Here is a 25,133-nt window from a genome sequence, read left to right on the forward strand (position 1 = left end):
GCCGGTCCCCGCCGGATGGGAGACTGTCCGGGTGATCACCCGGCTGCGGTCCTGTTGGTCCGCGATCCGGTACCTGGCTGTCGGCGCGGCCTCTTCGATGGTGTCCTGGTTCGTACTCGTCGGCATGCTGTTCGTGCTGCTGATGTGCCCGTTCGGCGTCGGGATCCCGGCGTTGCCGGTCGCGCTCCGGCTGATCCGCCGTCCGGTCGACTTCGAACGCCGGCGCGCCGCCCGCCTGCTGGACGAGCCGATCCCCGCGCCGTACCGGGACGGCAACCCGGTGACCGATCCGGCCTCGCGGCGGGACCTGGGCTGGCTCGCCTTCCACGGCGCGACCGGGTTCGTCATCGGGATCTTCGCCGTCGCGCTGCCGCTCGGCGGTCTCCGGCAGGTCGTCACGGCGTTCGTCTGGCCGACGGTGCCCGGCGGGCTGGAAAGCTCACTCGGGTTCATGGTGACGTCCTGGCCCACGGCGGCGCTCAGCGCGATCACTGGTGTCGGCATGATGGCGCTCGTGTTCCTGGCCCCCGCGGTGGCGCGGTGGCAGGCGTCCGTCGCGCGCAAGCTGCTCGCCCCCGCGCCCGGTGTCGTGCTGACCGACCGCGTCGTCGAACTGGCCGCGACCCGTGCCGCCGCGCTGGAGGCGCACGGCAACGAACTCCGCCGTCTCGAACGGGACCTGCACGACGGGACGCAGGCGAGGATCGCGGCAGTGGTGCTGCAACTGGGGATCGCCGACTCGATCTTCGACAAGAATCCGGAAAAGGCACGGGAGTTACTGAGCAAGGCTCAGGACACCGCGACCGGCGCGCTCGCCGAGCTGCGGACCGTCGTCCGGAGCATCCACCCGCCGCTGCTGACCGACCGCGGCCTCGACGGCGCGGTCACCGCGCTGGCCGACCGCTGCCCCGTTCCGTGCACTGTGGACGTTCGCAGCGACAGCCGTCGTCCCGCCGCCGTCGAAGCGGCCGCCTACTTCGTCGTCGCCGAGACGCTGACCAACGTCACCAAGCATTCCGGCGCCGAGCACGCCTGGATCACGCTCGACGGCACCGCGGACACCCTCCTCATCGAGATCCGCGACGACGGCCACGGTGGCGCCGACGAATCCGGCGGCAGCGGCCTGTCCGGGATCCGCAAACGCGCCGAGGCGTTCGACGGGACCTTGAAGCTGTCCAGCCCCCACGGTGGGCCGACCGTACTGAAGGTGGAGTTGCCATGCGGGTCGTGATCGTCGAGGACGACGCGCTGCTGCGCGAAGGCCTGGTGCTGCTGCTGAACACCTCCGGCATCGACGTCGTCGCGGCGGTGGACGATGTGGACGCGTTCCTCGAACTGGTCGCCGACGACCGGCCCGACGCGGTGATCACCGACGTCCGGCTGCCGCCGACCCACACCGACGAAGGCCTCCGCGCCGCCGTCAAGGCGAGGAAGATGCACCCCGGCCTGCCGGTGCTCGTGCTGTCGGCCCACGTCGAAACCGGGTACGCGGCGGAGCTCCTGGCCGACGGCAAGGGCGCCGTCGGATACCTGCTCAAGGAGCGGGTCGGGAAGGTCGAGAAGTTCCTCGACGCGCTGGACCGGGTCGTCAAGGGCGGGACGGCCATGGACCCCGAGGTGATCACCCAGCTGATGGCACACCGCCGGGCCACCGATCCGCTCGAAGGGCTGACAGCGCGCGAGCGCGAGGTGCTCGGGCTCATGGCGGAGGGCTACAACAACACGACCATCGCCGAATTGCTGGTGGTGAGCGACGGCGCGGTGCACAAGCACATCCGGAACATCTTCGCGAAGCTCGGATTGCCGGAGGACAGCGGGCATCGGCGGGTTCTCGCGGTGCTCGCCTACTTGAGCGGGAAGAACTGACGCGACGTCACCGCGCCCGGTTCGCGGCGCGCTTGACCGTCTTGATCACCGGCGCCGTCTCGATCTGCGTGATGGCGGGCAAGGCGGCCACCCGGGTCGTCAGGTACCGGTACAGATCCCGCTGGTTCGCGCACACCGCGGTGGCGCACAGGTTCGTCGGCCCCGTCGTGGCCGCGGCGAACGCGATCTCGGGATGCCCGGCCAGGGCCGTACCGGCCTCTTCCAGGTAGGCGGGGGCGACCGAGAGCCACAGCACGGTCCGGGTGCTGACGTCGAACAGGCTCCCGTCGACGTCGATGTCGAGATACAGCACGCCGCGTTCGCGCAGTTCGGCCATCCGTCGCCGGACCGTCGTCGGCGACCAGCCGGTCACCGCGGCCAGCTGGGCGAGCTCGGCCCGGCCGTCCATGGAGAGCGTGGCGAGGAGCTTCCGGTCACCGTCGTCGAGCCGCACCGGTCCCGGGCGATACGGCACCGGTGGCGGACGCAGCCGCGCGATCGCCTCCTCGTCGAGCGAGCCGATCTTGGCGACGAAGCTGTCCGCGCCGCCATAGAAGGCGTGCAGTACGGAATGCGCTGTCACGCCTTCCACCCGCGGGGTGCGCGGGAGCTTGGCCAGCAGCAGCGTCTCGCTGTCTTCCTCGCTTTCCGTACGGACCGTGCAGGTGATCTCGGTGCCGCCGGAGGTGAGGCTTACCCAGGACGTGTCGGGACGTCGGGCCAGCGCCTCGGCGACGGCACCCGACGCGGTGGGCGCGCAGCGCACCCGCAGGAACCACAGCTCCGCGCCCAGCGCGATCGGATCGACGCCGCCGAGCACCCGCACCGCCCCCGCCGACCGTAATCGCGCGTACCGGCGGGCGATGGTGCGATCCGACACGCCGAGAACCTCGGCGATCGTGCTGAACGGAGCCCTGCCGTTGATCTGGAGGGCGTGCACGAGCCGTCGATCCAGCTCGTCGTAGTCGGATTCCACGGCTTCGAGCCTAATCGGTGTCGGATATCAGCACGTTCTCACTTGTTCGTGGCCTGACCCGGTTCGGCGGGCGGAACGTTGTCCTCGTCCTGATCGACACGACCAGAGGGAGAATCCATGGACACCGAGGTGCTCGTCGTCGGCGCCGGTCCGACCGGTATGACGCTGACGAACGAACTGCTTCTCGCGGGGGTCCCGGCAGTGCTGGCCGACAGGCTGCCGCAGCGCAGCGACCTGTCCAAAGCCGGCGGTGTGCAGTCACGCACACTGGAGGCCTTCGATCAGCGCGGCCTGCTGAAACCGTTGCTGGACAACGGAAACTACCCGACCAGCGCCGGTCACTTCGCCGGCGTCCCGTTCTCTCCCGAACACGCCGGGCACCGCCTGCCGTGGCGATCAGTGCCGCAGGTGGTCATCGAGGGATTCCTTGAGCGGCACCTTGCCGCGCAGGGCCTCCACGTCCGGCGTGACCACGAACTGATCGGCCTCGCCCAGGACGAGGACGGGGTCGCCGCCACCTTCGCGGGCGGCACCACCGTCCGCTGCCGCTACCTCGTCGCCGCCGACGGCGCCCACAGCACCGTGCGATCCCTGCTGCGGGCCGGTTTCCCCGGCAAAGCGGGAACGGCCACCGTGATCGCCGCCGACGTCCGGTTGAGCGGCGCCGACCAGGTGATGTCGCATACCTGGAACGACGACGGGGACTGGGTGGCGCTGTTCGCGCTCGGTACCGATCCGCAAGGCCGGGAGCTGCGCAGGCTGGTCGTCGGCGGGCCGGGCCGCTCGGTGCCCCGGGACGTCCCGATCACCGAAGAGGAGATCCGGGACGGCCTGCGACGGGTGTACGGGTCACGGGTGGAACTGCTCGAACTGCGCTACGCCCGCCGCATCACCAACGCGGCCCGGCAAGTCGAGCACTACCGGCACGGACGGGTGTTCCTGGCGGGCGATGCCGCGCACGTCCACCTTCCGCTCGGTGCGCAGGGCATGAACACCGGGATCCAGGACGCGCTCAACCTCGGTTGGAAGCTGGGTGGCGCCGTGCACGGATGGGCGCCCGGGGATCTGCTGGACACCTATCACGCGGAACGGCATCTGGTCGGAGCCGCCGTGCTGCGCAACGTCCAGGCGCAAAGCCTGTTGATGGACTGGGCGGGCACCCGCGATCCGGAAGTGCTGGCCGCCAAGGAGCTTTTCGCCGCCATGACGCGACTTCCGGAGGTCCAGCGTCATCTGGGCGACCTGCTGTCCGGGATGGCCATCACCTACCCGATGCCGGGTTCCGGGAGCCATCCGCTCGTCGGCCGCGCCGCGCCGGACGCGGACCTCGGCCCCGTCCGCGCACACGAACTGCTGCGGTCCGGGCGCGGCGTCCTGATCGACCCGGGTGACCGGTTCGCCAAGGTCGCCGACCTCTGGCCGGACCGGGTCGACCGCGCCGGTCAGGGCGCCGACACCGAGCCGATGCTCATCCGCCCGGACGGCTACGTGTGCTGGGCCGGTGACCCGGACGACCTCGAAGCGGCGCTCGGCCGGTGGTTCGGCGCGCCGCGCTGACCACCGGCCGCTGTCCCTCTCGTCAGCTCGGCGGCTGCTGAGTCGGCGGGATGGGCTGCTGCTGGTTCACGGGCTGCTGGGCCGGGAAGCCCGGCTGCGCGGTCATCGGGTAGCCCGCGGGGGCCGGATACGGTGCGGGACCCGGCTGCCGGAGCGAACGGCCACTCTTGACGACGCCGACCGCGACCAGGAGCCAGGACAGCACCGCGCCGGCGTCGAGCGGGATGCCGACCCCCATGAAGATCAAGCGGATCTCACTGGCGCTGAGGTCGTCGGCCCAGGACGACAGGTTCATCACGACGAACTGCCAGGCGATGCTCACCACCGTCGTGACGATCATGATGACGAAAGCGGCCACCATCAGGCCGGAAACTCCCCTGGACCGGCCTTTGATCGAAAAGACCATGCCGAGTATCCCCACCACGAGCAGCAACACTCGCGGGATGGTTTCGATGACCGTGCTCGTAAGGGGTGTCATGCCTGCCTTCCACGAACTCTCCGCCGGACGACCGGCTACGCCAGGCAGATCCTAGGCGGTGGCGGCGTCCCGTGTGGCCGGTTCGGCAAGGAAGCCTCCACACCCCCCTCAAGCCTCTCGGGCCACCTGGCCGTGACCGGTCCGGTCATCCGGGACTGTGTGGATTTCTGAGCGTCCAACGCACCGAAATCCACACAGTCGGCGCCCGATTTCCGGTGCCACGCGGAGTCACTGACCCATTCCGCGGACACGCCACATCTGCCCCTCAATAGTTCGGCGCGACCGGTCCGGTGGTCGGATCGTCGAGGTCGAGCGCGGGCATCGCCGCCGCGTCCGGGGCCCAGGTTTCGAGGAACCCTGGCTGGACCGCGAGGTCCACCAGCTCGATCCGGGCTCCGATGCTGTCGAGGCGGTGGTAGGTGAAGGAGCGACCGTAGGGGCAGGAGTCGAACTCGATCGGCGCGCCTCGATCCACCAAACGCTCTTTGTCCGCCATGACGTCCTCGGACCAGTAGCCGATGTGGTCGAAGCGGGAACCGTCGGTCGCGTCCCACGGACTACCGGCGGGGCCCTGGATCACCTCGAAGAACGGTGGCCCCTCGACGGAGAACACGATGTTGTAGTCCCAGTCCCCGAGAGTGCCCGCGCGGACCGGACTCCAGGTCACACCCAGGGTCGACGTGAGGTCCTCGGTCGCCCGTCCGATGTCCTGGACGACGAAGCACAAGTGGTAGAAGGTGTTCACCCGCCCTGTCTACCAACTCCACGATGCGCTGAAACGCCCCGACCTCGATCAGCGGCCGTGGCGGCAATGACGGTCATAGCTGGTAGGGATAGATCTTGATCTTCTCAGGGCTCAGGTTGATCTCGATCCATTCGCCGTCCATCCCGGGAGGCAGGCCGTCGATATGGCCGAGGTCGATCATCGCGCCGGCCAGCTCAAGATGCGCGAACGGCTGCGCCCCCTCGAACCCGGTGAGGCCGAGTCGTCCTCGGCAGAAGACTCCGCGTTCGTTCTGCCAAAGGCGCGGTTCCTCGACTGCGACCGGCGAGCAGTTGAACCCCCACCGGAACTCCTCGTCCAGTTCCCACTCGATGTAGTGCTCGCCCGCTGCCGCTTCCGGGTTTCCGCCCCAAAACGCCGGCACGGTCCCGACCGAGGTCATCACGGTGACCGGCGCGGCATCGCCGGGCCCCTGGGAAGACCGCTCCACCTGAACCAGCACCGCGTCATCGTTACGTACGGCACGAGCCCTGCCAAGTGCGCCCTGATGTGCCACGTCGGGGTCAAGGCAAACCCGGGTGTCGCGCAGGCCGGGTTTGGTTCACGGTAGCCGTGGTATTTCGGATGCGTCATGCTCTCGTCCGTGGCAGGTTCGCCCCCATGCCAGACGATCATCACGCGGCGAAATCGACCACGCCGAAGCCGGACGTTCGCATCGTGCAGCTGACCGGCCCTGTGTTCGACTCGCTCGCTCTCGGCGATCTGGCCGGAGCAACCGCGGCCGGCCCGGTACCCCTGACGGCCTACCTGGCCGGACCGGACCGGCGTGGGCTGTGGCGCAGGCGCGCCGAACAGGTCGCGGCCGACCCCGGCAGTGCGGCCTGGGTCACCGGCATAATCTGGGATCGGCAACGGCTGCTGGCTGTCGGAACAGCCGGCTACCACGGGCCTCCTGACACAGCGGGGATGGTCGAGATCGGCTACGCCGTCGACCCCGCATACCGGCGACGCGGTTACGCGCGAGCAGCCTTGGAATCGTTGCTGGCGCGGGCCGCCAAGGAGCCGCTGGTGCACACCGTCCGGGTCACGATCAGCCCCGACAACACCGCATCTTACCGATTGGCATCGCAGTACGGCTTCGTCCGGGTCGGCGAACAATGGGACGACGAGGACGGACTGGAGATCATCTACGAAACCCCGGCGAATCACCTGTAGCCGGCCTTCGGATCTCCCGTCGTGCTGGTGAATCGCTACGAGCCAGTCACCAGTACCTTGATGTCTTGGACGATTCGGGAGAGTTGTTCTCCGGGTTCGATCGTCAAATCACCGGTCGCGGTCCAGCCGTCGTTTCCCCAGTCGGGCCGAAACCTCTGGAGGGTGACCCGCAACTGTACGTGGCCGCTCTGGTGCGACGCATCGATTCTCAGCTCTTTTTCGAGAGACTCCCAGGTCCGGACCCCGTCCCAGCCACGCCAGTCATCGCCGTGCTCCTGAAAGAACTCCGCGAGATCGGCGAACCCTGTCGCATAGTGTTGCGCGAGGAGAACCGACGCGGACAAGCCGTCGAGCTGCAGTTCGGCGAGCAAGCACCGTGGCGGACCGTCCTCTGTGGAATCGGCTGTCAGCCGCAGAAAGTCTTGGTTGGAGCCGACTCGTACCTGAATCACGGTCGCATCATGGCGTTCAGCCGCCGGGACGACAACCGAAATAGCCGGATAGCACGATCGTGGCGGCCGACGGCTTCTGATCACTCGTCAGGCTGACTCCGTTTGTGTCGCGGACCGCGCGGCACTGGACTGGTCGCACATATCCAGTCTCCAAAGGACGGAAGGATCTGACCATGTTCGGCAGCTCACGCCGTAAGCAGGCCGGGGTGCTTATTTCCGCGGCCGCGGCCGTCTTGCTGGCCTGCCCGGTCGCCTCCGCCGCACCGGCCGCGGCCGGTGCGGCACAGCAGTCGACGGTGTACGGCGGTGATGCGATGTACACGGTCTCGCCGGGCCCCGGCCGTGAACCGTATTACTGCTCAGCGGGGTTCGCGATCCTCGTCAAGGGCGTCCGCTACATCCTCACGGCCGGGCACTGCACCGAACACGGGCTGGACTGGCAAGGTATCGGCCCCAGCGTGGACACTCATTTCCCGGTGACCGATTACGGCCGCGTCCGCGACCTTTCCGGCTCCGGGCGCAGCCGGGTCGACCTCTACGACGGCAGCACCCAGCTGATCCTGCGCGCGGGCACCCCGCAAGTGGGGCAGAAAGTGTGCAAGAGCGGGATGACCACGAAGAAGACGTGCGGGAAGGTCCTCGGCCTCAACCAGACCGTGAACTTCGGCGGGGGCAAACAGGTTGTCGGGACGATCGCCACCGACATCCCCATCGGGAGCGGCGATAGCGGCGGCCCGCTGTTCTACGCCGGCATCGGCTACGGGGTGCTGTCCGGCGGGAACAGCAAGGTCAGCTTCTTCCAGCCACTGCGCTCCGTGCTCACCGCGTACGGCGCCACTCTCGCCTGAGAGGACGACGGTGCGCCTCGTAGACCAGCCTGCTTCGGCCGGAGCAACGTTGTCGCCCCGTCCATCAACCTTCATGCGCTACGAACGGCTGCTTCGGTTGGCAGTGTTCGCCGCGCCGTATCTGGCTTCCATCATCAGCACGGCCTCGTCCACGACGTGTGCCATCGATGCGTCGTCAGGAGACCAGTCGATGAGCAGCATCCGGGGCCAGAAGACGTAGTTCGAGATCATCCCGAGGAACTGGGTCGCCGCAAGCTCCGTGTCGTCCAGCTTCGCCGTTCCCAGGGCGTTCTCGGTGTCGAGATAGCGGCGTACCGAGTCGAAGTAAGGCATCTTCCCGCGCTCGAAGTGAGACTCCCCCAGCTCGGGGAAGCGCGGCAGTTCGGCGATGACGATGCGGAAGAGGGCCGCCATGCCGGGCCGGGCGAGGAGGGAGACGTACCGGCGGCCGATCGCCGTCAGGCCCGCCCGCAGGTCGCCCGCCGGCGGGTGGAGGTCGCCGTCGTCCTCGGCCGCCCAGGACTCCGTCACGATCGCGTCGAACAGCGCCGCCTTGGTCGGGAACTGCTTGAACAGAGTCGCCTTCGACACCCCGGCCGTCTCGGCGACCTTGGCCAGTGAGGCGCCGGCGTACCCGGCGTCGAGGAACAGCCGGGTGGCGGCCTCGATGATGGCCGCCCGCTTCTGCTCGGCGACGCGCCGGTGGTAGGGCGAGGGCTCCTTCGTCATGGGCGCCATCCTACGCGAGGCGAGTCACTTGACTCACCACTCGCCAAGTCCGTAGCGTTGGCGAGGTGAGTCGCTCGACTCACCACTGTTTCGCAGGGAGGACCGCGTCATGGGACGCTTCGACAAGCAGACCGTTCTCGTCACCGGAGGCACTGGCGGGCAGGGCACCAGCCACGTCCGGGCCTACCACGAAGAGGGGGCGAACGTGGTCATCGCCGCACTCTCCGAAGGGCTCGGCAAGGAGCTCGCCGCCGAACTCGGTGAGCGGGCACTGTTCGTCCACCTCGACGTCACCGACGAGGACGCCTGGGCGGCGGCGGTCGACGAGACCGAACGCCGATTCGGTCCGATCGCGGTACTGGTCAACAACGCCGGCGTCCAGAACCCCGCGGTGCCGATCGAGGCCATCGAACGGCGCGTCTGGGACCTCGTTCTCGACGTCAACCTCACCGGCACGTTTCTCGGCATCAAGACCGTGACCCCGTCATTGCGCCGCAACGGCGGCGGCGTGATCATCAACATCGCTTCCACGATGGCCCACGTCGGCACCTCGCTCTACGCGCCGTATGTCGCCAGCAAGTGGGCGTTGCGCGGGCTGACCAGGACCGCCGCGCTGGAGCTGGGCCGGGACGGCATCCGGGTCAACTCCATCCACCCCGGCGTCATCTCCACCCCGTTGATCAACGAACCGATCGCCGGCCAGCCGCCCATCGCCGATTTCTACTCCCCCGAGCCGTACGCCATCCCCCGGTTGGGAACCCCGGCCGACATCACCGCACTCCTCCTCTACCTCACCTCCGCCGACGCCTCGTTCGTCACCGGCTCGGAGTTCGTCGCGGACGGCGGGCTTTTGCTCGGCCCCGCCCTGAACGTCCCCGTCGCGTAAAGCGTGAAGCCGGAGCCGTTGGCCGACCGGCGATCCGTTCAGGGCCGCCGGAGGTGGCGGCCCCGAACCACCGAGGTCATCCAGCCGTGCCTTCGAGGTGTGCCTTGATCAGTTCCAGGCCGGGCTGGATGCGGGCCGGGTCCTCGACGGGGTGCGGGCCGGGCGGCTCGGTGTCCGGGACCAGTCGTTCGAACAGGCGGCAGAACAGGGTCGTTCCATCGCCGAGGTCGAACGTGGTGAAGGTGGCGATCGCGTGCATCGCCGGGGCCAGGGAGCCGTCGTCGAGCACGTCCCGGCCGACCACCGTCCACAGCTTGCCGGGGACCCGCGCCACCACGGTGTAGAGCTTCGGCTTCTCGTTCAGCTCCGGCTGAATGGTCTCGAGCAGTACGTCGCCCATCTCGGCGGGGACGCCTTCGGTGCCGCGTCGCACCTCGGTGCCGAGGGCCATCGGCAGCCATTTCGGCAGGTTCGACCAGGTGGTCACCCAGTCGTACACCTCCTGTGCCGGGCGGTTGATGACAATGCGGTTTTCGACGAATCGGATGTTCAGGTTGTCCGGGATCTGGGGGACGTACAATTCCACTGGCACGACTTTCTCCTTTGTTGATCAGGGTGCGTGTTGTCCGGTCATGAGCGCGGCGAGGTCGTCCGGTTCCAGGAACGACGGTGGCGGGGGCGGGCCCCAGCTGAAGAGGCCTTGGGCGCCCTCGAAGACTTCCGGGGTCCAGATCTCGTCCTCGGGGATGCAGTCCATGTCGGCGTAGTACTCGCTGAAGTTCCCCGCCGGATCCTTGAGGTACCAGAAGAAGTTGGATCCCGCGTGGTGCCTGCCGAGGCCCCAGACATGTCGCTCGGCGTCGCCTGCCAGCATCGCCGCCGCGCCTCGCCCGACGTCGTCGATGTCGTCGACCTGCCAGGACGTGTGATGCAGGAAGTTCACCGGTGCCGCGAGCGCCAGCACGTTGTGGTGATCGACCGAACAGCGCATGAAGGCGCCCTTGTTCCCGATGTAATCGCTGATCTTGAAACCGAGTCCTTCGGTGAAGAACCCCATGGTGGCTTCGAGATCGGTCGTGCCCACCACGCAGTGGCCGAGTTTCCTGGGCCGGATCGGGTCCTCGCGCAGCACTCCGGGCGCGCGGCCGAACCGCTCGACGCGGCCGGGCCCGTTGTACGGGGTGGCCGGGACGGGCTGCTGCGCGATTCTCGGCGCGATTTCGACGCGGACGGTGAACCCGGAAACCGGCTCGATCGCGGTGACCGCGGTGCCGTCCGTGCCGCCTGTCACGCCGAGTCGTTCCAGCCGTGACGCGGCCCGCGCGACGTCGTCGACGTCGTCGACGCCCACTCCGAGTTCGAGCACCCGCCGAGATACGGCATGCCGGATCCGCAGCTGCTCGCCGCCGTCGCGAGTGCTGAAGGCCCCGTCGCCGAGGTGGGTGAGCCCGAACTCGGAGTAGTAGGCGATGGTCTCCGCGACGTTCGGCACACCCATGGTGACCCGGGTGAGGCGGTGCATGCCCATGTCAGTCCTCCTGAGCGGCGACGAACGTCTGGCGCATCTCACCGATGCCTTCGATCCAGCTGACGAGGCGTTCGCCTGCCCGCAGGAACCGCTTCGGCGTGCGGCCCATGCCCACGCCCGCCGGGGTCCCGGTGAAGACGAGATCGCCCGGATACAGGGTGATGGTCCGCGACAGTGCGGAGATCAGCCTGGCGACCGGGTAGATCAGTTCGCGGGTGCGGCCGTCCTGCACGGTCTCGCCGTCGACCGCGCAGCCGAGCGCCAGGTCGTCCCGGTTCGCCAGCTCGTCCGGCGTGACCAGCCACGGCCCGACCGGCGCGAAGTTCGGGAAGGATTTGCCAAGGCTGAACTGCGGGGCGGGGCCTGCCAGTTGCGTGACGCGCTCGGAGAGGTCCTGTCCGATCGTCACCCCGGCGACGTGGTCCCACGCGTCGGATTCCGCGACCCGGGTGGCGGTCCGGCCGATGACGGCGACGAGCTCCACCTCCCAGTCCACGTCGCCACCGGCGGGCAGCACGACCTCCGCGTCGGGGCCGGTCAGCGCGGAGACGAACTTGGTGAACGTCGGGGGAAGTCCTTCCGGCGCCTCGAAACCGGATTCGGCGGCGTGGGCGTCGTAGTTCAGGCCGATCGCGACGATCTGCCGCGGGGCCGGTGAGGGTGAGCCCAGCTGTGCGCGGGTGAAGACGACGCCGGGTTCGGCGGGCGGCAGTCGCGCCCAGGCCCGGAACCCGTCCCAGTTCTCGTAAACGGACGCGAGGCCGGGGCCGAACTTGCCGCCCGACGCGGTTTCGACGTCGATTCCGGTGTCGTCGGCGGTCAGCAGGACCGCGCGTCCGTCCACATTGGCCAGTTTCATGACTACACCTTTCCGGGATTCGGCCTGACTCGACCTCGGTGCCGGCGGCCGAATTCGAAACTAGCCCCAAACTTTCGAAAGTTCAACCCAGATTCGTAAAGTGCTAGACTTGAGGGCATGACCACAAGCGGCGGAGCGACCCGCACCGACGGCATCCACCAGGCGTTGCGCGCCGACATCCTCGCCGGTCGGCTCATACCGGGCGACCGGCTCAAGTTCCCGGACCTGGCCGACCGCTACCAAGTGAGCGTCGGAGCCACCCGCGAGGCATTGACGAGACTGGTCGCCGAAGGACTGGTGGTGGCCAGGCCGCGTCAGGGATATCTGGTCCGGCCGCTGTCCCATCGGGATCTGGCCGAACTGACACAGGCGCGGGCGGAGATCGAGTCCCTGGTGTTGGGGCTGTCGGTGCGGGAAGGCGACACGCGCTGGGAGGCCGATGCCGTTGCCGCGCACCACCTTCTGGAACGCGCGCCGTATCTGGACCCGGCCGATCCGGACCACCTGTCCGACGAGTGGTCGCAGGCGCACGCGGCCTTCCATCACGCGCTGCTGGCCGGCTGCCGCAACCAGCGGCTGCTCGACGCGGCGCGGTCGTTGCGACAGGAGGCCGAGCTGTACCGGCAGTGGTCGGTATCCCTCGGCAACGAACCCGGCCGCGACGTCGCCGCCGAGCATCGAGCGCTACTCGACGCCGTTCTCGCGCGCGACGCCGATCACGCGCAGGAACTGCTGCGTGACCACATCGCGCACACCGCCCGGCTGTTGATCAGCTGCGCGCCCGATCAGCCCAACCAGGTCGGGGAAGAACCGGCTTCGCGATCCTCGGTGACGAACACTTCGTGAATCGCCTCGGTCCGCCACTCGAAGTTCGCGTCGTGGTCAGTTCGAAGCGATCTGGTGACCATCCGGGAAGTCGGTGGAGCGAGACAGCTCCTCCCACTCGCGCAGATCCTTGTCGACCTCGGAGCGGCCGGCCGCGACCAGCCGCAGCGCATCCGAGCCCAGCACCAGATGAACAGGCGGCTTCTCGGCCTCCAGGATCTTCAGGACGGCCTCGGCCGCTTTGGCCGGGTTGCCCAGTTGGTTGCCGCTGGCCGCCTGCCGGGCCGCGCGGACGGGTTCGAACAGCGCGTCGTAGTCCTGAATGGACCGTTGCGTGCGGACCATCGATCGGCCGGCCCAGTCGGTGCGGAACGAGCCGGGTTCGATGATCGTCACGTGCACGCCGAAATCCGCGACCTCCTTGGCAACGGTCTCCAGGATGCCTTCCACGGCATACTTGCTGCCGCAGTAGTAGGCCAGCCCGGGCACGGTCATCAACCCGCCCATGGAGCTGACCGTGAACACGTGCCCCGCACGACGCTCGCGCATGAACGGCAGCACCGCCTGCACTGTCGCGGCCACGCCGAACACGTTGACGGCGAACTGCGCCCGCAGCTCGGACAGCGGTGACTCCTCGAACACTCCTTCGTGTCCATATCCGGCGTTCGCGATGAGCACGTCGATCGGTCCGACCTGAGCCTCGATCTCACCGACGACGGAGAACACCGCGTCGTCGTCGGTGACATCCAGCTGACGCGCGTGCGCACGTCCAGGCGCGAGCGCTTCGAACGCCGCGACGTCCTCCGCCCGGCGGGCCGTGCCGACGACGGTGTGCCCGGCGTCGAGCGCCCCTTGGGCGAACGCCCGGCCGAGACCGCTGCTGACACCGGTGATCAGGAAAAGCATGGCTACCCTCCAGGTAGGAGGCGGCACCAGATCTCGACCATCGTCTCGGTCATGCGATCCAGGCCGCCGGGTTGTGTCGACGCGTGGTAGAAGTTGCGTTCGGTCATCCAGCACAGAGCCTGGGCCAGCGCCGCCGCGCCGGTCGGGCCGTCCCCGGCGGGCAGGCCGCCCGCGACGAGGACGCGAGTCATGGCCTCGGCGTTGTTGGCGATGGTTTCGCGCCACAGCCGGGCGATCTCGGGCACTTCGGGGCCGAACTCGACCGCCGCCCGCATCACCGGTCCGTGCTCACGCCAGGCGCGGGCCGCGTTCCCCACAGCCCTTCGCACGGTGTCGTGCGCGGGCAGGCCGGGGTCGGCGGGCTGCTCGTCCAGGTACAACCGGGCGACGGTGCGTGCCACCAGCGCGGCGAGAACCTCTTGTTTCGACCCGAAGTAGAAGTACAGCGAGCCGCGGGAGATGCCCGCCCCCTTGGCGATCGACTCGACGGTCATCGGCTCGGCGTGTTCCCGTTCGAGCAGCACCTCGGCGGCGTCCAGGATCGCCTGTTCCCGCAGATCGCCCTTGCTCGGTGTTTCCCGACGTTTCGGTGCCACGACACGACTATGACACAGTGCCGAGAAAACTCTGCACGCTGTCGAAAAAATTCAGCGTGGCGTAGATCGCAGGACGACATTCGTCCAAGACCGCTGGTCGTCGACCGTGCACGATCCCCGCATGAGCGAGAACGATGTTGAGCGTTCGCAGGGGATACACGTCGTGCGCGACGGTCCGCGGCAGGCGCCGCCGCTGTTGCTCATCCACGGATCCGGGGCGTCGGGTGCGTCGTGGAGCCCGGTGGTCCCGGCCCTCGCCGATCACCATCACGTCATCCGGGTCGACCTCCCCGGCTGTGGCCAATCCCCACCTTCACCGCCTTACGACGTGCCCGCTCAGGCGAGCCGAGTAGCGGCGGTGCTCGACGACCTCGGCCTCGGCGAAGTCGCCGTCGCCGGGCACTCCAGCGGCGGCTACGTCGCCACCGCCCTCGCCGAACAGCGCCCCGACCTGGTGCGCTCGGTCGCGCTGATCAGCTGCGGCCCGCATCCCGGCGCGTTGCTCGCCCAGCCGTTGATCCTTCGGCTCCTGCTGGGCCCGCCGTTCGGCCCACTGATCTGGCCGAGACGTTCGGATGCGGTGATCCGCAAGGGAATCGGGGCGACGGCGGCTCTCCCGGTGGACGTACCCGATGAGGCGGTCGCCGATCTCAAACACATCTCCTACGACACGTTCAGGGCGATATTGCGCCACAACACCGAGTACATCGCCGAGCGCGGCGTGCCCGATCGCCTCGCCGCCCTTGACGTCCCGGTACTGGCGGTCTTCGGTACGGCCGATCCTCGCTGGGACCCGTCGTCGGTGCGGCAGTACGAGGTGGTGCCAGGAGCTCGGATCGAACTGCTGTCCGGTGTCGGGCACCTTCCCGCGTTCGAAGCCCCCGCGGCGACCGCCGAACTACTGCTGGACTGGACCTCGCGGCGGCGAACCGCGAGCACCCCGCCGGTGGTTCCCGATCCCTAGACTGGCCGTGTGCCCTTGACCGGAACACCGCTGGACTGGAACACGGTGGACATCGCGGTTCCGCGTCGGCCGAATCGGCTGCCGGGGGTCAGCATGGCCGGGTTCCGCCAGAGTCTCCCCGCCCCCGTGGACATCGCCATGGTCACGCACCCGTCCGTCACCTTGCTCATCGACCTTAGCGAGGGAGAAGGAATCGTCGTCGACAGCCGTGACCGACACGAGCGCGGCAGCGTCGTCATCGGGCTCGCGCCCGGCGATCTGCGGGCAGGTGGCCACGTGGGTGAATGCCTCCAGATCCGGCTGGAGCCGGACGTGGCGGCCACTGTGTTCGACGCGGCACCCGATCTGAGCGGGACGATGTCATCGCTGGCGGACGTCTGGGGTCGCGACGCCGGGCGTTTCGAAGGCCGGTTGCGCTCCGCCTCGACATGGGACGAACGGTTCAGGATCGCGGCCGAGGTCGTGAGCCAACGGATGCGCGTCCGCACACCGGTCGAACCGGAAGTCGCCCACAGCTGGCGGCGGACGCTCAGGAGCCGCGGGCGGATACGGGTCGACACCCTGTCGGCCGAGGTCGGATGGGACCGCAAGCGCCTGTGGTCCCGCTTCCGGTCACAGCTCGGAATCAGCCCCAAACGCGCCATCAGCCTGGTGCGGTTCGACCACGCCGCGCACCTCCTCGCGGCCGGTCACCCCGCCGCGAGCGTCGCCGCCGAGTGCGGCTACGTCGACCAATCCCACCTCCACCGCGAGGTCAAGGCGTTCACCGGGCAGACGCCCTCGGTCGTGGCCGTCGCGCCGTGGCTCGCCATCGACGACGTCGCGTGGCCCGGATCATCACCGGCCCCGCAACCCCGCGACAGCCTGATAGACCAGGCGCCGGCCCTGGGTGGTCCTTGCCGGCCGCCCAGCCTCGTGTCGACCGGCTGAAGCCGCCGACAAGAACAAGACTGTTTCTTCGCGATATCGCCGTGCACCCTCGATGTCATCGATCATCGAACGGCAAGGAGTTCAGGGGTGCCGACCAGCGACGAGACCGATCGCGAGCTTGTCCTCGAACAGGAGTACGTGACCGCCCTGTACGCCAGGCTGGACACCCTGCGCGCGCACGCGGCGACCCGGCTGTCCGCGGCCCGGGATGCCGACGCGGACCGGGACGCGATGGCGTTGTGGCAGGCGGAACTGGCTCGCCTGGAGTCCGTTGAGGACGGACTGTGCTTCGGGCGGCTGGACCTGCGTGACGGGCGCCGTGTTTACGTCGGCCGACTGGGGTTGTTCCAGGGCGAGTACGACGAGCAGTTGCTTCTCGATTGGCGGGCGCCGGCGGCTCAGCCGTTCTACACCGCGACCATGGCCGCGGCGCACGGGGTGAGACGGCGACGGCGCATCACGACCCGAGGCCGGGTGGTCCTCGCGCTGGACGACGAACTGCTCGATCCGGATACGGCCGATACCGCCGAGGAAGGCGCCTTGGTCGGGGAGGCCGCGTTGATGGCGGCGCTGACGGCGGATCGAACCGGACGGATGCGCGACATCGTGACCACGCTGCAGACCGAACAGGACCACATCGTCCGCGACGGATATGCCGGAGTGCTGGTGGTGCAGGGCGGACCGGGGACGGGCAAGACGGCGGTCGCACTGCACCGGCTGGCCTACCTGTTGTACACCCGTCCGCACCTGCGCACGCGGGGTGTGCTGATCGTCGGCCCCAGCGAAGTCTTCTTGGACCACATCGGGCAGGTGCTCCCCGGGCTGGGCGAACACGCCGTGGTGACAGGCACGATCTCCCTGCTCCGTCCGGACATCCGGATCGGCCGCACGGACCCGGCGGAGATCGCCGAGGTCAAAGGCGGGGCCGACATGGCCGACCGGATCGCCGCCGCGGTGCGGTCGCGGGTGCGCGTGCCCGATGAGCCGGTCGAGGCGGAGTTCGAGCAGCAGACGGTGCGGCTGGATCCGAGTGACTGCCGCCGCGCGCTGGACATGGCTACCCGGAGTGGATTACCGCACAACCAGGCTCGGCTGGTGTTCCAGCGACGGCTCGTCGAACTGATGGCTCAGTGCCTGATCGACCAGATGGAGAGCGTGGTGTTCACCGATACCGGCGACGCCATCGATGGCGGCAGCGCCGACGGGCGGCTCAGCGCGGCCGACCTGCGGGCATTGGCCGCCGCCGGTGTGGTGATCGACCCCGGCCGGGAGGACGACCGTGCCGGCCCGAGGCGCCTGCTCGACGAGGACGACGTCGCCCGCCTGCGCAGCGCTTTGCTGACCGACGGTGCGGTGTGCCGCATGCTGGACGAGCTGTGGCCCCCGCTGACCGCGCGGCAGGTGGTGACCGACCTGCTCGCCGACCCGGCCGGGCGGTGGAGCACGGCGGACATTCCGTTGCTGGACGAGGCGGCCGCGATCCTCGGCGAAACCAGCGCCGCGTCCAGGGTGACGTTCGGGCACGTGGTCGTCGACGAGGCGCAAGAACTGTCCGCGATGGCCTGGCGGATGGTGATGCGCCGCTGCCCCACCAGATCGATGACCATCGTCGGCGACCTCGCCCAGACCAGCGATCCGGCAGGCGCCTCGTCCTGGGATCGCGTACTGCGGCCACATGTGCGCGATCGCTGGCGGTTGGCCCAGCTCACCATCAACTATCGAACCCCGGCCGAGATCATGGCCGCCACCGGCGACCTGTTCGCCGCGCACCATCCCGGCCTGCGACCGCCCCGATCCGTACGCGCCTCCGGTGAATCACCCCGGCGACGGCGCACCACGCTCGCCGAACTGCCCCACGTCGTCGCCGGCATCGCCGGCGGGCACACCTCCGGCAGGCTGGCGATCATCACCCCGCCCGCCCACCTGACCATGCTCAGGAGGTCTTTGCGCCTCGCCATGACACCCGCGATCACCGATCCGGTCGTCGTACTGACACCCGTCCAGGCCAAAGGACTGGAATTCGATTCCGTGCTGATCATCGACCCCGCCGCGATCCTCACCACCCCCTTGGGACACAACGATCTCTACGTCGCCATGACACGCGCCACCCGGCGGCTGGAGATCGTGCATCCCGGCCCGGTACCGGCCGAACTGTCACGGATCCAAGAACTCACGCCGTTTCCGGGGTAGCGCCAGCACCACCAGCGATCGGGGGTCACTCCCCTGGTTCCCCACCTTGCCCTTCCCTAGCGTCTTTCCCATGAACGACAGCAAAAGCGTCCTGGTCACCGCCTCTCTCTGGCTCGTCCTCCTCGTCAGCGCCGCCACCAACTCGATCGGTCAGTTCGCGGGGATGGACTGGACTTTCCGCATGATCGCGGGCGCCGTCTCGGTCGTCTGCATCGTGCTTCTGATCATCCGTTACGTGGCCAAACGCAGGGCGTAAGCACACGGCCCGCCCGGCTGGTCTTTCGGGGCTCCTGTTCCCGGTCCTTGTTCCCAATGTCGCATTGGAGACGCTCAGCGACACGAATGCGACATTGGGAACATCCGCCGCCGACGCGACCGGTCAGGAAAGCCATATTCGACTACCCTCAATAGGACACCTTCGGCGTCGCGCGCACGCCGTAGTGCAAGTACGGCTCACCGGTCGACAAGGTGTAGAAGGTGACCGGCATCCAGGTTTGGGCACCCGGCTCCCGGCAGACGTAGAGCGAGTCGGCCACCGGGACCAGGTCGAACTCCATCGTCTTCTCCGGCATCAAGTCCGCGAGCGGTCCCGTGACGGTCTGCCGCAGCCGGAGACCGTCCCCTTCGGACAGAACCTCCATCCGCACCCCGGCCCGTTCGTAGACGCCGACGTGCCTCGAACCGTCGACGGTGACCGGGATCGCGGGCGGCTCCAGCGGTTTCGGCATCGCCACATCGGCGAGTTCCGCGAAGATCTCCCGGTACAGCTCCTGGAACAGGTCGCGGGTGTTGCCGCCGTTGGTGAGCAGCGTGACGGCGAGCCCCTGGGCGGGCAGCAGTCGCAGGAACGCCGACTGTCCGATCGTGTTGCCGTCGTGGCCGATGACCCGCTGACCGCTCCAGTCGTCGCGGATCCAGCCGAGCCCCCAGGAATCGCCGAGCGAATGCTTGTCGGGAATGTCGGCCTGCTTCGAGGCCATCGCGGTCGCGGACGCGGTCGTCAGGATCCGCTCACCGGACGGGGTGAGGCCGCCGGTCAGGTGCAGCCGGGCGAATCCGAGGACGTCCTTGGTCGTGGCGGTGATCAGGCCGGCCGGGCCCATGTTCCTGGGCAGTCCCCAGATCGGCGCGGGCCGTGGTTCCTTGTCCGCGTCGGGGACGTGACCGACAGCGGCGCGGAACATCAGCGCTTCCTCGGGCAGGGTCACGGTGTGGGTGAGGCCGAGCGGGGCGAACAGCTTCTCCCGCATCGCGGCGTCCCAGGTCTGCCCGGTGAGCTTCTCGATCACCCGGCCCATCAGCACGAAACCCGAGTTGCAGTAGGAGAAGGTCTCGCCGAGAGGATGGTTCTGCGCGGCCTGGTCGAGGATCTCGACGTAGCGCTCCAGCGTGTCGTCACCACGGCCGGTGTCGGTGAAGACGTCGCCGTCGATCCCGCTGGTGTGCGTCAGCAGATGCCGCATGGTCACCTGCTTGGCGACGTCCGGATCGGCCAGCCGCAGTTCCGGGACGACGTCGGAGATCGGCGCGTCCAGATCGAGGAGCCCTTCGTCGACCAGCTGCATCACCACGGTCGAGGTCCACACCTTGGAGATCGACCCGATCTGGAACACCGAGTCCTCGGTGACCTCGACCCCGGTCGCCGTGTTGAGCACGCCGTAGGAGGCGAGTACCTCAGTGCCTTCCACGTCATCGCCGACCCGGGTGATGCCCAGCGCGGCACCGGGGACGCGGTGCTTGCGCGCGAGTTCGGCCAGGCGCCGTCGCCAGTGCTCCGCTTCGATCGGCACCCGCGACACTCCGCCCACCGGCACGGCGTACTGCTCGACCCAGTCGAGGATCCGCCGGTTGTAGTCGAGCCGGTGCGAGGGCGGGCCGTCGAGGATGAACAGATGCGACGCGTCCGGGTACAGCACCATCCGGGACGGGACGCCGCGCGCCCGCAGGGCGCCGAACCACTGCTCGGCCTGGCCGACCGGGCACCGATCGTCCTCCGCGCCCTGGATCACCAGCGTCGGCGTCTGCACCTGGTCGACCTTCGAGAACGGCGAGAATTCCGCGTACGCCATGTCCCACGACGTGCCGCCGAGTTCGCCGACGGCCAGGTAGTGCCCGAGGTCGGAAGTGCCTCCCATGCTGGTCAGGTCGCTGACCACGCCGCCGGTGACGGCGGCGGCGAAACGGTTGTCGCGGCTGGTCAGGTAGCAGGTCATGAACCCGCCGTAGCTGTAGCCCGACACGGCGAGCCGGTCCGCGTCGGCGATCCCTTCGGCGACGAGTTGGTCCAGCGGTTCGAGGAAGTCGGGGGAATCGGCGGTGCCCCACGCGCCCACGGCGCCGGTGTAGAAGTCCTCGCCGTAGCCGTCGCTGCCTCGCGGGTTGAGCAGCAGCACCGCCCACCCTCGCGCGACCAGCGCTTGGTGATAGAGGTGGACCGAGTCGGCCGCACCGTTCCAGGCGTTGTGCGGGCCACCGTGGATGTCCAGCAGCAGCGGCGCGGCGCCGGACCGGGCCGGGTCACGCAGCAGCCAGCCGTGGACGACGGTGCCGTCGCCGATGGTGAATTCCCGTTCCTCGCGCCGGAAAAGCTCGATCTCGGCGACAGCGGCGCCGTGCCGGGTGCGCACGTCGACGTCGCCTGTCTCCGGATCGACGACCGCGATCTCGCCGAACGAGGTCTCCGTGGCCAGCGCGACCACCGCCCGGGCCCCCGCGATGTCCATTCCGGACACCACGTTGCCGGCGCCCGCCAGGACGGCACGCGGATTCCCGCCGTCGACGTCCACTCGGTACAGATGGGTACAGCCGCGGTCGCGGAGACCGAACAGTACGGAACCGCCGTCCGCGGTCAACTGAGGAAGCGCGCCCGGGTAGCCCGCGCCACCGGCCATCACGTTGCGGTCGAGCGACGCCGCCAGATCCACGGACTCGCCGCCGTCGAGCGAGACCCGCAGCAGCCCGAGGTGACCGACCCGCGTGTCCGCCCGGCCGACCACCAGCAACGCGGCACCGTCCGCCGTCCAGCCGACGGTGCCCGCCATGCCTTCACCGGAGCCGACCAGCCGCGGCTCGGACGTCTTCGTCGTGACGTCGAGAACGTAGGCGCCGGAACGGAAAGTCAGGTCCGCGTCGGCGTCCCGCCCGGCGGAGAAGGCCAGGTGCGTGCCGTCCGGCGACCAGGCGGGGTCGCCGGCGTGCCAATCGCCGAAGGTGACCTGCCGGACTTCCTTCGTGGCGACGTCGAGGACGTGCAGGTGCTTGCGGATGGTCTTGATCAGCCCGGCGCCGTCGGCCTTGAAGTCCAGCCGGTCCGCCACCACCGGCGCGTTCGGCGCGGGTTCGCCGCCGGCCAGGTCGACGGCGGCCGAGAACGCGATCTTGCCGCCGTCCGGGCTCCACACCGGCGCGCCCGCCCCGAGCGGGAGTTCGGTGATCTGTTCGGCCTCCCCGCCCGACGACGGCAGGAACCACAGCTGCGGCGGGCCGTCCTTGGCGCGGAGGAACGCGATCCGCGCGCCGTCCGGCGCCCACTTCGGCGCCAGGTCGGCGGTTCCGCGTGTCAACTGCCGGGCTTCGCCGGTGGTGGCGCCGACCTCCCAGAGCGTGTGCGTGTTCCGGTCCTCGTCGCGGTCCGCGGTGCGCAGGACGTAGACGATCCGTTCGCCGTCCGGCGACAGCGAAGGCTGGCTGGGGACGGCGATTCCGTACAGGTCGTCAAGACCGAGACGTCGGGTCATGGTGCGCTTGCTCCTCTGGGGATCGCGAGCCGGCGGCTCTCGTTTTCGCTGAAATGGCAGGCCGCCGAATGACGTCGGTGTGCCGCGTCGGCGGCGGGATCCGCCTGGAGGCAGAGTTCGCGGTCTGCGCGCACGAGCGGGCCGACCGGACAGCGTGTGTGGTAGCGGCATCCGGCAGGCGGATGGTGCGGGTCGGCGGGCTCGGTGTCGGCAATCGCCGCGTCCTCGCCGGTGCCGAGCAAGGAGGTGTGCGCGGAAGGCGCCGCGGCGAGCAGGTCGCGGGTGTAGGGATGCTGGGGATCCGTGAGCACCTGTTCCGCCGGGCCGACCTCGACGATCCGGCCGAGGTACATCACGGCGACGATGTCGCTGAGGTAACGGATCACCGCGAGGTTGTGGGAGATGAACAGCATCGACAGGCCCAGCCGCCGTTGCACGGACCGGACGAGGTTGAGCACCGCGCCCTGCACCGAGACGTCGAGCGCCGAGGTGATCTCGTCCGCGATCAGCACCTCGGGCCGTCCGGCCAGCGCGCGGGCGAGCGCCACCCGTTGCCGCTGGCCGCCGGAAAGCTGCCGTGGCAGGTGCCCGGCGCGATCCGGATCGAGGTTGACCAGTTCCAGCAGCCGGGCGACCTCGTCCCGGCGCGCGCCGCGACCGGAAAGGACACCGCGCGGGATCGCCTCGGTGATCGACTCCCCGATGCTCATCCGGGGGTCCAAAGAGGAATACGGATCCTGGAACACCATCTGCAACGGAGGACGCCTTGGCAGTTTCCGGACGTCCACCCCGCCCAGCAGGACCCGTCCGGAGCTGACCGGCGAAAGCCCGACGGCGGCACGGGCGAGCGTCGATTTGCCCGAGCCCGATTCGCCGACGAGCCCGACGACCTGTCCGGAAGGGACGGTCAGCCCGACCCGGTCGACGGCGGTGAGACCGCGCCGTCCGCCGTATCGCACGCTCACCGCGTCGAAGACGAGATCGCTCACTCCGCACCTCCGGCGGTCACGGTTTCCTTGACGGGCAACGAAGACGCCTCCCAGCACGCGACGCGATGCCCGGATTCCACGCGTTCCAGCACCGGGTCTTCGAGACGGCAGCGGTCGGTCACCGCGGGACACCGGTCGGCGAAGGCGCAGCCGGTGGGCACGCGATCCGGTTCCGGCGGACGGCCGGGGATCACCGCGAGCGGCGCGTCACGATCGGTCTCCAGGTCGAGCGTCGCGGCCAGCAAGGCCCTGGTGTAGGGATGCCTCGGCGTCCCCGCCGACGGCATGTCCTCCACGACCCGGCCCGCGTACATGACCAGCATCCGCTCGCAGGTCTGCGAAACGACCGCGATGTCGTGGCTGATCAGGATGATCGCCGTGTCCCGTTCGGCCCTTGTCCGCGCCAGCAGCCGTAACAGCTGCCGCTGTACGGTGACGTCGAGCGCGGTGGTCGGTTCGTCGGCGATGATCAGCCGCGGGTCGCCCATCAGCCCCATGCCGATCATCGCGCGCTGCCGCATCCCGCCGGAGAACTCGTGCGGGTACTGCTTCGCACGCCGTTCGGCGGCCGGGATCCGCACCGCGCGCAACCGGTCCACGGCCCGTTCGAACGCCTTGGCACGCGGCAGGCCTTGGTGCTGTTCGGCGACCTCGGCCAGCTGACGGCCGATCCGCCTGGTCGGGTTGAACGAGGTCATCGGATCCTGGAACACCATCGCCAGCGACGTGCCGAGCAGCCCGCGCAATTCCCGTTCCGGGGTCTTCAGCAACGGTTTCCCGGCGAAATCGAGCCTGTCCGCGGTGACCACGGCCGGCGCTTCGACCAGCCGTGACACCGCCAGCCCGGTCAGGCTCTTCCCCGAACCCGACTCTCCGACGACGCCGATCGCCTCGCCCGCGTGGACGGTGAAGCTCACGCCGCGCACCGGCACGGTCCAGCCCGCCGGACGGGGGAAAGCCACCTGGAGGTTCTCGACCACCAGCACGGCGTCGTCGCGGTCTTCGGCGGCGCTCTCCCTGGCGGGAACGGCCTTCCGCGGTGCGAGCTTGCGCAGCCCGGTGCGGACACCGATCACGCCGGCCACGGTCTCCCCCGCCAGGTTGAAGGCGAGCCCGGCCAGCACCACCGCGACACCCGGCGCGAGCGCCGCCGCCGGATTGACGTAGATCCCGTTGAGCCCTTCGCCGAGCAGCCGTCCCCAGTCGTACTCCGGCGCCTGGACACCGATGCCGAGGAACGAAAGCCCGGCGAACGCCAGCAGCGAGGCGCCCGCGCCGATGGTCGCGTTCACCACCAGCGGTTCACCGATGTTGGGCAGGATGTGCCGGACGAGCAGCCGGATCCGGCCGACGCCGGAGATCCGCGCGGCGGACACGAAGTCCTGCCCCGCCACGGAAGCCGACAACGTCTGCGCAAGCCGGGCGAACGCCGGTGCCAGCGCGAACCCGACCGCCAGCACCGCACCGTGGGTACCGACCCCGAAGATGACCGAGAAGAACAGCACCAGAAGCAGACCAGGGAATGCGACAGCGATGTTCACCGCCGAGGTGATCAGCCGGGCGGCAGGCCGTGGCAGCAGCGACGGCAACGTGCCGAGGACGAGTCCGGTCACCACCCCGATCACCGTCGCGAACACCGCCAGCAGTACCGAAAGCCGGGTCGCCACCAGGACACGGAAGAGGATGTCGCGGCCGAGGTCGTCGGTGCCCAGCCAATGCGCCGCCGACGGCCCTTGCGCGATGGCCTCGGTGTCGATCTCGAAGGCGTTGTCGTGCCACAGGATCGGGGCGAACACCGTGAGCACGAGCACCAGGAACAGCAGGACCGCCGAAAACGCGCCGACCGGCGTGCGCAGGGCCGCGAACCACTTCGCCATC

25 protein-coding genes are annotated in these 25,133 nt (G+C 69.1%); 11 read left to right on the forward strand and 14 right to left on the reverse strand.

From position 1 onward, the window contains the following. Nucleotides 1-31: 31 nt before the first annotated feature. Together ACFWMR_RS05655 and ACFWMR_RS05660 are read left to right on the forward strand one after the other, a co-directional pair. Entirely contained in the window at nucleotides 32-1,231 is a 1,200-nt protein-coding gene (locus ACFWMR_RS05655) for a sensor histidine kinase (protein WP_378377274.1), read from the forward strand. Next, nucleotides 1,219-1,866 (forward strand): response regulator, encoded by a 648-nt coding sequence (locus tag ACFWMR_RS05660; protein ID WP_378275110.1) that lies wholly within the window; start codon nucleotides 1,219-1,221, stop codon nucleotides 1,864-1,866. The genes ACFWMR_RS05655 and ACFWMR_RS05660 overlap by 13 nt, the downstream gene beginning before the upstream one ends. A gap of 7 nt (nucleotides 1,867-1,873) precedes the next feature. On the opposite strand, the gene ACFWMR_RS05665 is transcribed toward ACFWMR_RS05660, so the two are convergent. Further along, complete coding sequence (locus tag ACFWMR_RS05665; RefSeq protein ID WP_093936015.1) at nucleotides 1,874-2,842, reverse strand: Lrp/AsnC family transcriptional regulator; 969 nt, start codon at nucleotides 2,840-2,842, stop codon at nucleotides 1,874-1,876. Nucleotides 2,843-2,959: 117 nt separating this feature from the next. Between ACFWMR_RS05665 and ACFWMR_RS05670 the strand changes: the two genes are divergently transcribed. Next, the gene (locus ACFWMR_RS05670) at nucleotides 2,960-4,399 is read left to right on the forward strand and encodes an FAD-dependent monooxygenase (RefSeq protein ID WP_378377276.1); all 1,440 of its coding nucleotides are present in this window, start codon (nucleotides 2,960-2,962) and stop codon (nucleotides 4,397-4,399) included. Nucleotides 4,400-4,421: 22 nt separating this feature from the next. On the opposite strand, the gene ACFWMR_RS05675 is transcribed toward ACFWMR_RS05670, so the two are convergent. The 3 genes from ACFWMR_RS05675 to ACFWMR_RS05685 all read right to left on the reverse strand — a co-directional run bounded on the left by ACFWMR_RS05675 (nucleotide 4,422) and on the right by ACFWMR_RS05685 (nucleotide 6,103). Beyond that, the gene (locus tag ACFWMR_RS05675; protein WP_378377278.1) at nucleotides 4,422-4,877 is read right to left on the reverse strand and encodes a hypothetical protein; all 456 of its coding nucleotides are present in this window, start codon (nucleotides 4,875-4,877) and stop codon (nucleotides 4,422-4,424) included. A 265-nt stretch (nucleotides 4,878-5,142) separates the two neighbouring features. Further along, complete coding sequence (locus tag ACFWMR_RS05680; RefSeq protein ID WP_378377280.1) at nucleotides 5,143-5,622, reverse strand: VOC family protein; 480 nt, start codon at nucleotides 5,620-5,622, stop codon at nucleotides 5,143-5,145. A 73-nt stretch (nucleotides 5,623-5,695) separates the two neighbouring features. After that, on the reverse strand, nucleotides 5,696-6,103 hold the full coding sequence (locus ACFWMR_RS05685) for a hypothetical protein (RefSeq protein WP_378377282.1): 408 nt from the start codon (nucleotides 6,101-6,103) through the stop codon (nucleotides 5,696-5,698). A gap of 158 nt (nucleotides 6,104-6,261) precedes the next feature. Between ACFWMR_RS05685 and ACFWMR_RS05690 the strand changes: the two genes are divergently transcribed. Next, nucleotides 6,262-6,816 (forward strand): GNAT family N-acetyltransferase, encoded by a 555-nt coding sequence (locus tag ACFWMR_RS05690; protein ID WP_378377284.1) that lies wholly within the window; start codon nucleotides 6,262-6,264, stop codon nucleotides 6,814-6,816. 35 nt (nucleotides 6,817-6,851) lie between these two features. Here ACFWMR_RS05690 and ACFWMR_RS05695 read toward each other — a convergent pair whose 3' ends face one another. Further along, nucleotides 6,852-7,268, reverse strand: a complete 417-nt coding sequence (locus ACFWMR_RS05695) for a DUF6228 family protein (RefSeq protein WP_093936021.1) — start codon at nucleotides 7,266-7,268, stop codon at nucleotides 6,852-6,854. 173 nt (nucleotides 7,269-7,441) lie between these two features. Here ACFWMR_RS05695 and ACFWMR_RS05700 point away from each other — a divergent pair, with 173 nt between their 5' ends. Then, nucleotides 7,442-8,116, forward strand: coding sequence for a S1 family peptidase (locus tag ACFWMR_RS05700; protein ID WP_378377286.1), 675 nt, complete (start codon nucleotides 7,442-7,444; stop codon nucleotides 8,114-8,116). 78 nt (nucleotides 8,117-8,194) lie between these two features. On the opposite strand, the gene ACFWMR_RS05705 is transcribed toward ACFWMR_RS05700, so the two are convergent. Next, entirely contained in the window at nucleotides 8,195-8,845 is a 651-nt protein-coding gene (locus ACFWMR_RS05705; protein WP_378377288.1) for a TetR/AcrR family transcriptional regulator, read from the reverse strand. Between the two features lie 109 nt (nucleotides 8,846-8,954). Between ACFWMR_RS05705 and ACFWMR_RS05710 the strand changes: the two genes are divergently transcribed. After that, a complete protein-coding gene (locus ACFWMR_RS05710) occupies nucleotides 8,955-9,731 on the forward strand; it encodes an SDR family NAD(P)-dependent oxidoreductase (RefSeq protein WP_378377290.1) in 777 nt (258 codons plus the stop codon). A gap of 76 nt (nucleotides 9,732-9,807) precedes the next feature. Here the strand turns inward: ACFWMR_RS05710 and ACFWMR_RS05715 are convergent, their stop codons facing one another. The 3 genes from ACFWMR_RS05715 to ACFWMR_RS05725 are packed head-to-tail and all read right to left on the reverse strand — an operon-like array spanning nucleotide 9,808 to nucleotide 12,118. After that, entirely contained in the window at nucleotides 9,808-10,323 is a 516-nt protein-coding gene (locus tag ACFWMR_RS05715; RefSeq protein WP_093936025.1) for an SRPBCC family protein, read from the reverse strand. A gap of 18 nt (nucleotides 10,324-10,341) precedes the next feature. After that, complete coding sequence (locus tag ACFWMR_RS05720) at nucleotides 10,342-11,259, reverse strand: VOC family protein (RefSeq protein ID WP_378377292.1); 918 nt, start codon at nucleotides 11,257-11,259, stop codon at nucleotides 10,342-10,344. A gap of 1 nt (nucleotide 11,260) precedes the next feature. After that, nucleotides 11,261-12,118 (reverse strand): fumarylacetoacetate hydrolase family protein, encoded by an 858-nt coding sequence (locus tag ACFWMR_RS05725; RefSeq protein WP_378377294.1) that lies wholly within the window; start codon nucleotides 12,116-12,118, stop codon nucleotides 11,261-11,263. 117 nt (nucleotides 12,119-12,235) lie between these two features. Here ACFWMR_RS05725 and ACFWMR_RS05730 point away from each other — a divergent pair, with 117 nt between their 5' ends. Beyond that, the gene (locus tag ACFWMR_RS05730) at nucleotides 12,236-12,964 is read left to right on the forward strand and encodes a GntR family transcriptional regulator (RefSeq protein ID WP_378275118.1); all 729 of its coding nucleotides are present in this window, start codon (nucleotides 12,236-12,238) and stop codon (nucleotides 12,962-12,964) included. Between the two features lie 36 nt (nucleotides 12,965-13,000). On the opposite strand, the gene ACFWMR_RS05735 is transcribed toward ACFWMR_RS05730, so the two are convergent. Together ACFWMR_RS05735 and ACFWMR_RS05740 are read right to left on the reverse strand one after the other, a co-directional pair. Continuing rightward, on the reverse strand, nucleotides 13,001-13,849 hold the full coding sequence (locus ACFWMR_RS05735) for an oxidoreductase (protein ID WP_378377296.1): 849 nt from the start codon (nucleotides 13,847-13,849) through the stop codon (nucleotides 13,001-13,003). Nucleotides 13,850-13,851: 2 nt separating this feature from the next. Next, complete coding sequence (locus ACFWMR_RS05740) at nucleotides 13,852-14,445, reverse strand: TetR/AcrR family transcriptional regulator (protein WP_378377298.1); 594 nt, start codon at nucleotides 14,443-14,445, stop codon at nucleotides 13,852-13,854. Nucleotides 14,446-14,566: 121 nt separating this feature from the next. Between ACFWMR_RS05740 and ACFWMR_RS05745 the strand changes: the two genes are divergently transcribed. The 4 genes from ACFWMR_RS05745 to ACFWMR_RS05760 all read left to right on the forward strand — a co-directional run bounded on the left by ACFWMR_RS05745 (nucleotide 14,567) and on the right by ACFWMR_RS05760 (nucleotide 18,785). Continuing rightward, nucleotides 14,567-15,409, forward strand: coding sequence for an alpha/beta fold hydrolase (locus ACFWMR_RS05745; protein WP_378377300.1), 843 nt, complete (start codon nucleotides 14,567-14,569; stop codon nucleotides 15,407-15,409). 9 nt (nucleotides 15,410-15,418) lie between these two features. Then, complete coding sequence (locus ACFWMR_RS05750; protein ID WP_378377302.1) at nucleotides 15,419-16,339, forward strand: helix-turn-helix domain-containing protein; 921 nt, start codon at nucleotides 15,419-15,421, stop codon at nucleotides 16,337-16,339. An 87-nt stretch (nucleotides 16,340-16,426) separates the two neighbouring features. Then, a complete protein-coding gene (locus tag ACFWMR_RS05755) occupies nucleotides 16,427-18,529 on the forward strand; it encodes a HelD family protein (protein WP_378377304.1) in 2,103 nt (700 codons plus the stop codon). A 70-nt stretch (nucleotides 18,530-18,599) separates the two neighbouring features. Then, complete coding sequence (locus tag ACFWMR_RS05760; protein ID WP_378377306.1) at nucleotides 18,600-18,785, forward strand: hypothetical protein; 186 nt, start codon at nucleotides 18,600-18,602, stop codon at nucleotides 18,783-18,785. Nucleotides 18,786-18,933: 148 nt separating this feature from the next. Here ACFWMR_RS05760 and ACFWMR_RS05765 read toward each other — a convergent pair whose 3' ends face one another. From ACFWMR_RS05765 to ACFWMR_RS05775, 3 genes are read right to left on the reverse strand one after another with little or no spacing between them, the layout of a single operon-like run. Next, on the reverse strand, nucleotides 18,934-22,266 hold the full coding sequence (locus ACFWMR_RS05765) for a serine hydrolase (RefSeq protein WP_378377308.1): 3,333 nt from the start codon (nucleotides 22,264-22,266) through the stop codon (nucleotides 18,934-18,936). After that, nucleotides 22,263-23,255, reverse strand: coding sequence for an ABC transporter ATP-binding protein (locus tag ACFWMR_RS05770; protein ID WP_378377310.1), 993 nt, complete (start codon nucleotides 23,253-23,255; stop codon nucleotides 22,263-22,265). Before ACFWMR_RS05770 ends, ACFWMR_RS05765 begins: the two co-directional genes overlap by 4 nt. After that, nucleotides 23,252-25,132 carry a dipeptide/oligopeptide/nickel ABC transporter permease/ATP-binding protein gene (locus ACFWMR_RS05775; RefSeq protein ID WP_378377312.1) on the reverse strand — a complete coding sequence of 627 codons (1,881 nt, stop codon included), beginning with the start codon at nucleotides 25,130-25,132 and terminating at the stop codon, nucleotides 23,252-23,254. The genes ACFWMR_RS05770 and ACFWMR_RS05775 overlap by 4 nt, the downstream gene beginning before the upstream one ends. Nucleotide 25,133: the final 1 nt, after the last annotated feature.

Source organism: Amycolatopsis thailandensis (assembly GCF_042723255.1).
In the GTDB taxonomy this organism is placed as follows: domain Bacteria; phylum Actinomycetota; class Actinomycetes; order Mycobacteriales; family Pseudonocardiaceae; genus Amycolatopsis; species Amycolatopsis thailandensis.

Excerpts from the sequence above, each read along its gene's own strand:
- ACFWMR_RS05660 (WP_378275110.1), top strand. The coding sequence starts at position 1,219 with ATGCGGGTCGTGATCGTCGAGGACGACGCGCTGCTGCGCGAAGGCCTG.
- ACFWMR_RS05670 (WP_378377276.1), top strand. The coding sequence starts at position 2,960 with ATGGACACCGAGGTGCTCGTCGTCGGCGCCGGTCCGACCGGTATGACG.
- ACFWMR_RS05675 (WP_378377278.1), bottom strand. The coding sequence starts at position 4,877 with ATGACACCCCTTACGAGCACGGTCATCGAAACCATCCCGCGAGTGTTG.
- ACFWMR_RS05690 (WP_378377284.1), top strand. The coding sequence starts at position 6,262 with ATGCCAGACGATCATCACGCGGCGAAATCGACCACGCCGAAGCCGGAC.
- ACFWMR_RS05700 (WP_378377286.1), top strand. The coding sequence starts at position 7,442 with ATGTTCGGCAGCTCACGCCGTAAGCAGGCCGGGGTGCTTATTTCCGCG.
- ACFWMR_RS05705 (WP_378377288.1), bottom strand. The coding sequence starts at position 8,845 with ATGACGAAGGAGCCCTCGCCCTACCACCGGCGCGTCGCCGAGCAGAAG.
- ACFWMR_RS05710 (WP_378377290.1), top strand. The coding sequence starts at position 8,955 with ATGGGACGCTTCGACAAGCAGACCGTTCTCGTCACCGGAGGCACTGGC.
- ACFWMR_RS05720 (WP_378377292.1), bottom strand. The coding sequence starts at position 11,259 with ATGGGCATGCACCGCCTCACCCGGGTCACCATGGGTGTGCCGAACGTC.
- ACFWMR_RS05725 (WP_378377294.1), bottom strand. The coding sequence starts at position 12,118 with ATGAAACTGGCCAATGTGGACGGACGCGCGGTCCTGCTGACCGCCGAC.
- ACFWMR_RS05730 (WP_378275118.1), top strand. The coding sequence starts at position 12,236 with ATGACCACAAGCGGCGGAGCGACCCGCACCGACGGCATCCACCAGGCG.
- ACFWMR_RS05735 (WP_378377296.1), bottom strand. The coding sequence starts at position 13,849 with ATGCTTTTCCTGATCACCGGTGTCAGCAGCGGTCTCGGCCGGGCGTTC.
- ACFWMR_RS05745 (WP_378377300.1), top strand. The coding sequence starts at position 14,567 with ATGAGCGAGAACGATGTTGAGCGTTCGCAGGGGATACACGTCGTGCGC.
- ACFWMR_RS05760 (WP_378377306.1), top strand. The coding sequence starts at position 18,600 with ATGAACGACAGCAAAAGCGTCCTGGTCACCGCCTCTCTCTGGCTCGTC.
- ACFWMR_RS05765 (WP_378377308.1), bottom strand. The coding sequence starts at position 22,266 with ATGACCCGACGTCTCGGTCTTGACGACCTGTACGGAATCGCCGTCCCC.
- ACFWMR_RS05775 (WP_378377312.1), bottom strand. The coding sequence starts at position 25,132 with ATGGCGAAGTGGTTCGCGGCCCTGCGCACGCCGGTCGGCGCGTTTTCG.